At 40.0% G+C, this 7,260-nt stretch carries 9 protein-coding genes; 1 reads left to right on the top strand and 8 read right to left on the bottom strand.

Going from position 1 to position 7,260, the window contains the following annotated elements; genetic code table 11:
• The first annotated feature begins 278 nt into the window (after positions 1-278).
• Positions 279-1,439 (top strand): tyrosine-type recombinase/integrase, encoded by a 1,161-nt coding sequence (locus IQR33_RS14615; protein ID WP_025627169.1) that lies wholly within the window; start codon positions 279-281, stop codon positions 1,437-1,439.
• Between the two features lie 160 nt (positions 1,440-1,599).
• Here IQR33_RS14615 and IQR33_RS14610 read toward each other — a convergent pair whose 3' ends face one another.
• The 8 genes from IQR33_RS14610 to IQR33_RS14575 all read right to left on the bottom strand — a co-directional run.
• Positions 1,600-2,307, bottom strand: coding sequence for a hypothetical protein (locus IQR33_RS14610; protein WP_025627167.1), 708 nt, complete (start codon positions 2,305-2,307; stop codon positions 1,600-1,602).
• Positions 2,308-2,452: 145 nt separating this feature from the next.
• Positions 2,453-2,950, bottom strand: coding sequence for a hypothetical protein (locus IQR33_RS14605; RefSeq protein ID WP_021453046.1), 498 nt, complete (start codon positions 2,948-2,950; stop codon positions 2,453-2,455).
• Between the two features lie 117 nt (positions 2,951-3,067).
• Complete coding sequence (locus tag IQR33_RS14600) at positions 3,068-3,631, bottom strand: hypothetical protein (protein WP_140210702.1); 564 nt, start codon at positions 3,629-3,631, stop codon at positions 3,068-3,070.
• A gap of 471 nt (positions 3,632-4,102) precedes the next feature.
• The gene (locus IQR33_RS14595) at positions 4,103-4,312 is read right to left on the bottom strand and encodes a hypothetical protein (protein ID WP_021453336.1); all 210 of its coding nucleotides are present in this window, start codon (positions 4,310-4,312) and stop codon (positions 4,103-4,105) included.
• Positions 4,297-4,923 (bottom strand): MT-A70 family methyltransferase, encoded by a 627-nt coding sequence (locus tag IQR33_RS14590; protein WP_025627164.1) that lies wholly within the window; start codon positions 4,921-4,923, stop codon positions 4,297-4,299. The genes IQR33_RS14595 and IQR33_RS14590 overlap by 16 nt, the downstream gene beginning before the upstream one ends.
• On the bottom strand, positions 4,920-6,044 hold the full coding sequence (locus IQR33_RS14585) for a hypothetical protein (protein ID WP_193838080.1): 1,125 nt from the start codon (positions 6,042-6,044) through the stop codon (positions 4,920-4,922). Before IQR33_RS14585 ends, IQR33_RS14590 begins: the two co-directional genes overlap by 4 nt.
• Positions 6,045-6,108: 64 nt before the next feature.
• Entirely contained in the window at positions 6,109-6,933 is an 825-nt protein-coding gene (locus tag IQR33_RS14580; RefSeq protein WP_021454722.1) for a DUF2303 family protein, read from the bottom strand.
• 13 nt (positions 6,934-6,946) lie between these two features.
• Positions 6,947-7,260, bottom strand: a 314-nt coding sequence (locus tag IQR33_RS14575; RefSeq protein WP_025509613.1) for a hypothetical protein, incomplete at its 5' end; no start/stop codon positions are given.

Raw genomic sequence — 7,260 nt, 5'->3', positions numbered from 1 at the left:
CTACGCTTGTATGGGGTAACGCTTGTCTCTTGGCAGCGAATTCCTTAGTATTGCCTGTCTTTTTAAAGCCTGAGAATCAAGATGAAAACAGAATTATATAAAGGGAATATGTTTTAGTTTCATCGGCTTTCTAATAGCTTCCAGAATCTACATCGTTTATCATGTAAAGCCAATAAATACGGGGGCTGCGAGCTTCATGGTGTTTCCTGGTGTGACATGGGAAAAATGCCTGAAGCAACGTAATGTGTGTATATATTGTGTATATGACAGGGTAGACTATGACCATCACCGAACGGGCTTTAAAGTCCAAAAATAACTTTCCAACAGACAAACCACACCAAGATTTAGCCGACGGCGGCGGCCTACTTGCGCGCTTCTATAAGAGCGGAAAAATTAGCTTTTGCTATCGCTTCCGCTGGCAGGGGAAACAAGCAATCTTAACAATCGGCACTTATCCTCAAGTTTCTTTAAAAGAAGCTAGGGATATTCACCGAGAAGCTAAAAAGATGCTTGAGCAAGGTTTAGATCCGCGAAACAACAAAGCCAAAAAGAAAATCGCAACCGTTCAAGAGTGTATTGAGTTTTGGATTAATGAAGAATTGATCCCAAGACGCAAATATCCAAAGCTAATTATCAACGCGCTATATACACACATAATTAGCAAGATTGGCTCTAATGAATGGGAGCAGATGAAAACCGTTGATTGGATCAACGTGATTAAGACTATTGAAGGTAAAACTGTTCCAGTTCGCTTGCTGACAGAATTAAAGCAGTGTGCCAAATACCTAATGGCTGTAGACATTATTGAAGAGAACAAACTGATCAATATTCAAAGCCGTTTTGTTGGTACACCGTCGAAGCCAAGGGATAGGGTTTTATCATTCAAAGAACTCAAGCAGATTTACGACTATTGCCGTTCTGGTGAATATCCTCTTGAGTTTGCGGCAGCTTGTTTGATTCTCATGTTTACCGGAGCACGTAGCGGAGAACTGAGAACGGCCAAGAAAGTTAACATCGACCTGAAAGGTAGAACTTGGAAAGTGCCACCAGAAAACAGCAAGAACGGGCGTTTGATCGTTCGTCCAATTCCAGATTTCTTGATTGGTTACTTTGAGTTTTTATACGACCTTCATCCAAGCTCTGAGAACTTGATTATCTCGAACAGGGGTAGGGAGTTAGGAGTGCAAGGCTTTCAAAGTCGTTTTAGACCGCTGCAAGCGGCGTTAGCGTTGCCAAGCTGGTCGCCACACGTATTTAGACATACCTTAGCCACACACTTCGGTGATTTGAAAATTGAGCCTTACATCGCTGAAAAGATGTTGGGTCATGAAATGGCTGGTGAAATGAAAACCTACAATAAAGGCCAGTATTTGAGTCAGCAACTAGACGCCATGAAAATTTATCACAATGCCGTAGTTAACTATAAAGTAGAAAGTTGATGAGATTTGATATCGAGCGCTTTAGCTAGTTTGTCGCGTGTTGACTCTCTTAGGCGGTCGGTATCTTTACTTGTACTAATCGACGAAAACACTGATCGCTTTTGGACAGTGTTTTAAACGATTTTGCTAAAGTCCGATGCCTGAAAAACTATATAAACTGTTAATTATTTTTAGCTTCCACTTCATCAATACAAGCCTGATTTACTTTATGTAGCCTTGCAAAATCAGTATTATTTATTTTCCCTTGCTCGAACAATGAATTGATTTCTTCTTTTCGTCCATATGTCCCCCGAAAGATGTTGTACTTTACTAATTCATTTTCAATGTTCTGACACGCACTTTTTTTGAACGAAATTCCACACTTATTTAGAATATTTTCGATGGCTCGACTAGAACCTGACAAACTGTACTTAAAATAAGTATTTGGAGAACCATACCAAGAAGATAAGTCTAATGTGATTGATGAGCTGCTCATTAGTTTGCTTATCTTGTTTATTTCTGACTCTGCAATGTAGATGAAATTTGAACCCCATTTTTGAGTCATATATACCAATTCGATTTCCTCATCCCACTTAACCCGTCTGTTTGCAGAAGAAAAACCGTTTTTTGTAGTGTCATCTGTCATGTTGGGTGCCTTTGTAAAACCAAAATTCACCCATATAGAGCCAGTATTATTGCAACCGACACTAACCCATGACTTGGTATCAGAGTACGGAGCAGGCATGGGCTCTATACTTTTAACATTTTGAGACCGAGCAAAATACGTTTGTTCATTAGTCATTGGATCAATGTTGCTAGATGTCTTCCATTCGGCTAGCGAATTAAATGCCGGAATAAGTGACACTAAAATTAATAGCTTTTTATTCATGTGTTGTCTCTCAGCTCTACTAGCTAATTTTCTAAGGTTTGATACTTCTGCTATAAAATAAATACTTAAGAATCAGCATATCCAGATCAACCATGTAATATACAAAATGATATTCCAATGTGCTATATCAATTTGTATGAAGTTTTTAGATCACTCTAGCCATAAGTTTTTTTTGCAATTTTTCAGGAAAGCTATCGGCTGGAACAAGATCATCAAACAACCACTCAAAATACTCATCAAGAATGTCGACCAACTCTCCAATAGTGTAATATGCGTTTGCTACTGAAATTCCTGGCTGAGGACCAAACACGTAAGTAAAATGATCCCTAATTTCTGGTTTATGTATTTCTGTGACAACTTTTTCTTCATCACTACGTTTGTTCAATCGAAAATGCTTCGAACCATTAGCGAGATCCTTCATGACATGAACTAGTTCCTTCATTTGCGGTGGTGCCTGTTGAACTTTTTTGTGAATCAGGTTAGGTCGATTTTCTTTATCGTTATTAATCCAGTCGTGGTGCAAGTGCCATGCGGTGACCACAAAGTTGAAGAAATCGTAAGGGTGATAACTTTGACTAACTCGTTGCCGTTCAAATTTTAATTTTTCATGTAATTCGTAAAGTGTCTCAATACCAACTTTCAAACGAATACCTCCGATTGTATAACATGTGTTAAGTAGTAATCTGCGCTAATAATAAATCTAAGTTATTGCATTTAAAACGCTAACGATCATTGAAACTGTCGCACTTTGCTATAAACATTAGTTGAACTTAAAACCATACTTTCTAAGGTAACTGTCTGTTTTTTCTCTATTTAGTTTCAGCTCAGCATTAACTTGGTCACCAATTAGTGGAAATCTTGGGTGCTCAACATGATTTTTGATTAAAAACAATATGTCATTTGCTGTAGAGTAACTTCCAGCTAAACGTTGATGAGTACCATTACTACTACAATAATCGTCGTTTGAGCACTCTGTATATAGCTCCACGATAAAACTATTTAACTCTTCTATTCCGGTATATATTTGCTGGAAAGAAGAACGCTGTGAATTGTTAAAATTAAGGCAAACATCGGCATAATACTTCTCATATATTGGATAACTTATCTTTCTTGGGTAGCTACCCGCCCCGATGCTTTCTGAACCTTCAATTTTTGTTTTGATGATTGACTTAACAAATAAAATGTCATCATGAACCAGTGTTAACTCTTCAACTAAGCTGGAACGAATTTTAGTTTGCCAAAGCATGTATGAAACCCAATCATAAACTCGATTTACAAGGAACCCAACTAACACACCAGATATGGCAATTGTAACTTTTTCCAAATGAGCAAACCTCAAAAATTTATAAACATTAATTAACCACTAAAAGTATCCTTTTACCCATTGGGTGTGCAACCTTTTTAATACCTGATCAATGTGTAATCAATCGGCTAATGAAAGTTAACAGCGGTTGGGTTTCATCATCCCCGATAACTTCAAATATGTTGTTCCCCACACTTTTTCGAATAACTTTTGGTATGTAATATGATAAAGAGCGAAGTGAGCAAGAATTTTTTGTTCTGAATTGCTTTGAGGATAGGACGGATTTAGAGAGATCTGTCAGATATAGTCCATCTTGGAAAAGAAACTGACAGATTGCGTTTAGACTAACTCTAAATTGGGCATCATTGATTGCTCATGTTCTGCACCCCATCCATGATAGCCTTTCAAGCATTACAGAAAGGCATGCTCACTTCTATATGTTGTCAAGTTTTTCTCTAATCGACCTCCATAAATAACGCCCTTCAACAACACCTACAAAAAGTCGTAACCCTGATCACTTTCCCACTTGAGAACATCTTTAGTTTTCCAAATGAGTCGTGGCGATGAGATAACAGGTTCAGGGAAGCCTTTTGTTTTACGCCAGTTGTATAGGCCGCGCTTTGTGAAGTTCTCACCATCGCGCATTGCAAAAGGGCGATATCTAACAAGCAACTGCTCAATACTAATTAGTTTTTCTTCCACTTTTCTAATTCCTCATATTGAAGCTGAATTTCCGCTAAGTATGGTTTTCTGAATCCAACCTCATCTAAAATTAAACTTGGTGCCGATTGGTTGCCGAATACATCCCAACCATTTCTTGGTTCGCCTCGATGGAAAAGCTCAAGCTTTCTAGCGAACCGTCCAGCGATTTTTTCTACTTTGCTGCGGCCTTCTTGTGGCTTGGCACTATGTTCGCCAACTGGTGCCGTAAAGAAAGAGCGAACGGAGCGACTTGCTGGTTTTGGCCTACCTTTAACCGCGATTAGTGCCGATTCTGTTCCAGCTCTTGTGTGGTAACCAAGACCAAAGAAAGGCAAGCCGTTAACAGTCTCTTTTCCCCAAACCAATCCATTTATGTTTTTAACGGTAAATCCCCACGCTTCAGCAAGATCACAGGCCTCTTTAGGCATGGCGTTCACGTACCACATGATCAGATAACAGTTATCAGATGCCAGTTCACCAACTGGCATTTTCTTTAAGTCGTCTATCGTCATTGTTGGATACTTTTGTGAAGCGCCGCTTTTCATTGAACCGCCAGTTCTTTTTGAGCTGAATTGCCAAGGTGGATCGGCATAAATCACATCGTATTTCACTTGCGACGAACCTCGTTTACTTGCTCTTTCGTCCAGTTCTCGCGTTCCCAAGGTTGAACGATCTTTTCGTCAATTGCTGCTCGGATTTTTGACGCACTTGCTTCGCTAATGCCCTTAACTGATTTTGCTATTTGTTCATCGGTTGGGTGCATTACGCTGTAAACAGAGAAATAATTTGCATCGTTCAGAAGCTTTAATTCTCGTTCGGTGATTGCACCGTCGTAAACAGATTCAAGTGTGACTTCTTTAAAGTGTTCCACACGCGCAATTAGATGCTGGTGGCTAACTTCAGCAGCGTTCGTGTAAATTTCTTGAAGGTCTGTATATAGCTCTGTAGGAATACGGCCTTCAAACTCGTGAACTGTTGGGATTAATGGGATAAGCCAGTCAGAAACACTTACCACACAACAAACAGCCCAATTGGAACGCAATTCAATATGGAAGTTTAAGTCACGAATTACGCTTAGATTTTTAACCAACGGCTTGAACGCAAGAGGGTAGCCATAACGGTAGATAAATAGCTCTAAACCGTCTTTGCCAACGTATGGCTTTTCTACGTCACCATCAATGAAATGCAATCGAGCTTTGTACTCTTCGCATAGGTGCGTTGCTTCTAATGCCGCTTCGCTTAGTTGAGTAACTTCTTTTTTCAAGCGAATATTTTCTTTGCGGTAGTCGCTTGATTCTTTCTTTAAACGGTTGATTGTGTTTAAGCGCTCGTCAGCAGTTGCGCGTGATTTAGCTAGGCGTTGCTTTAAAGCGTCTGGATTCATTTCACGGTAACGCTTAACTTCTTCTCTTAGTGCAGGAAGATCAGCCGTTCTTGCTTTTAGTAAGTTAAATTCGCTGCGTAGTTTGTTGAGCTTGTCTAGGTGGTCTAGTTCAATTGCTTCGTTCTCTTTGGTCAGCTCAATAACTTTCAGTTCAAGCGTGTCGCGTTCAGACTCAGCCTTTTCAATTCGATCAATTAGTTCGTTGTACTGATCGGTTTCGTAGTTTAGAGATTCAGAAACTAATTGTGCTTGGGTTTCAACAAGAGAAAGGACGTTACCAAGTTGGTTTTGAACCATGTTTAGAAGGTGATTAACAGCAACGTCTACAGGTTGGGTTTGGTTGGTCATTGGTCTACCTTGTGAATACAACTTATCTGATTTGTTCCCTCGTGAGTGAGGGAACCATTACTCATTAGTAAGTACCGATGTAAGTCGGCATTGCTACCGATTGGTTTGCGAACTCTTCTTTAACGACTTCAAGGAACTTCTCAGCCATTTGCTCTTGAATCTCTTCCATGCGTTTAATGCGTAGGGTTAAAAGCTCATTTCGAATTATTGATAGGCGCAACTCAAAGCGGAAATCACCTAAACCAGAGTATGGTTCGCAAGTGAATACAAATGCCGCAGGTAGCACAAGATCTTCACGAGTTTTAGTCGCAATACGTTCGTATTCGCTTTGTGATTGAGAGAAATCACTAACTTGTCGGTTTGAGCCGCGAGTGTGTTCAAAATCAAGTTCACGAACAGCCGCAATCGCTTTGAACATTTCAATTTGTTCGCCGTTTGAGTCAAACGCAGAAATGTAGTCTTTCCAATCTTCCAAGAACTCAGCCATATCGCGTTGTTCCATGCGTTCGCCGTCGATGTTTAGCAGCGCTTTAAATGGTGCAGTGCGTTTTAGTGATACTGAAGCCTTGTGAAGTTGATGACCAGCTTTGTCGTTAGTACCAACGTCAAAGATTGTTTTAGCTTTCATTGAATCAGCATCAATAAAAGTCTTTGAGCCTTCTAGCTGGTGGTCTTTTGCATACTTCGCAAACTCAGTGATCGAGATTGTATTAAACTCGCCACGCAAGTTATTGCGGTGTTCTTGGTACTGTTCCAAATCTTTTAGGGAACAGTTGTCAGGCACTAGAATCAGTTGGGAAAGCGTATTTTTAGCTTCAATGGCTTTAATAAATTCAGGAACGCTACCCTTATTTACAAGTTCTTGAATTGATTCTTTAGTAAATGACATTCTTCTTTACTCCTTAGTATTTACCAACGCTTAGTTTGCTAATGCCAGCCGGAATTTCTAGCTGGTTGTGGACGCCAACGGCTGGGCGGTCATAACTCAACTTGCCACCGAAGCCAGCAAACGCCACGGTTTCATATTTGAAGTCTTCGACTTTCGAGCCGTAATTTACTTTCGGTTCTTTAACCGTGATCGCCGTGGTTACATTCATAATCGACGGGTCGGTTTTAGATGCTGGTGAAAGTTTTAGCTTTAAGATGATCTCGCCAGCTTTACCGGAGTTAGATACGGCTAGCGCCACGTTGGATGTGGCTAAACCAAGAACGTTAG

The organism is Vibrio sp. OPT46, from assembly GCF_015163535.1.
GTDB classification, from domain to species: Bacteria; Pseudomonadota; Gammaproteobacteria; order Enterobacterales; family Vibrionaceae; genus Vibrio; species Vibrio alginolyticus.
Note: the sequence above shows the minus strand (reverse complement) of the source record. Positions and strands in the feature narration are given on the sequence as shown.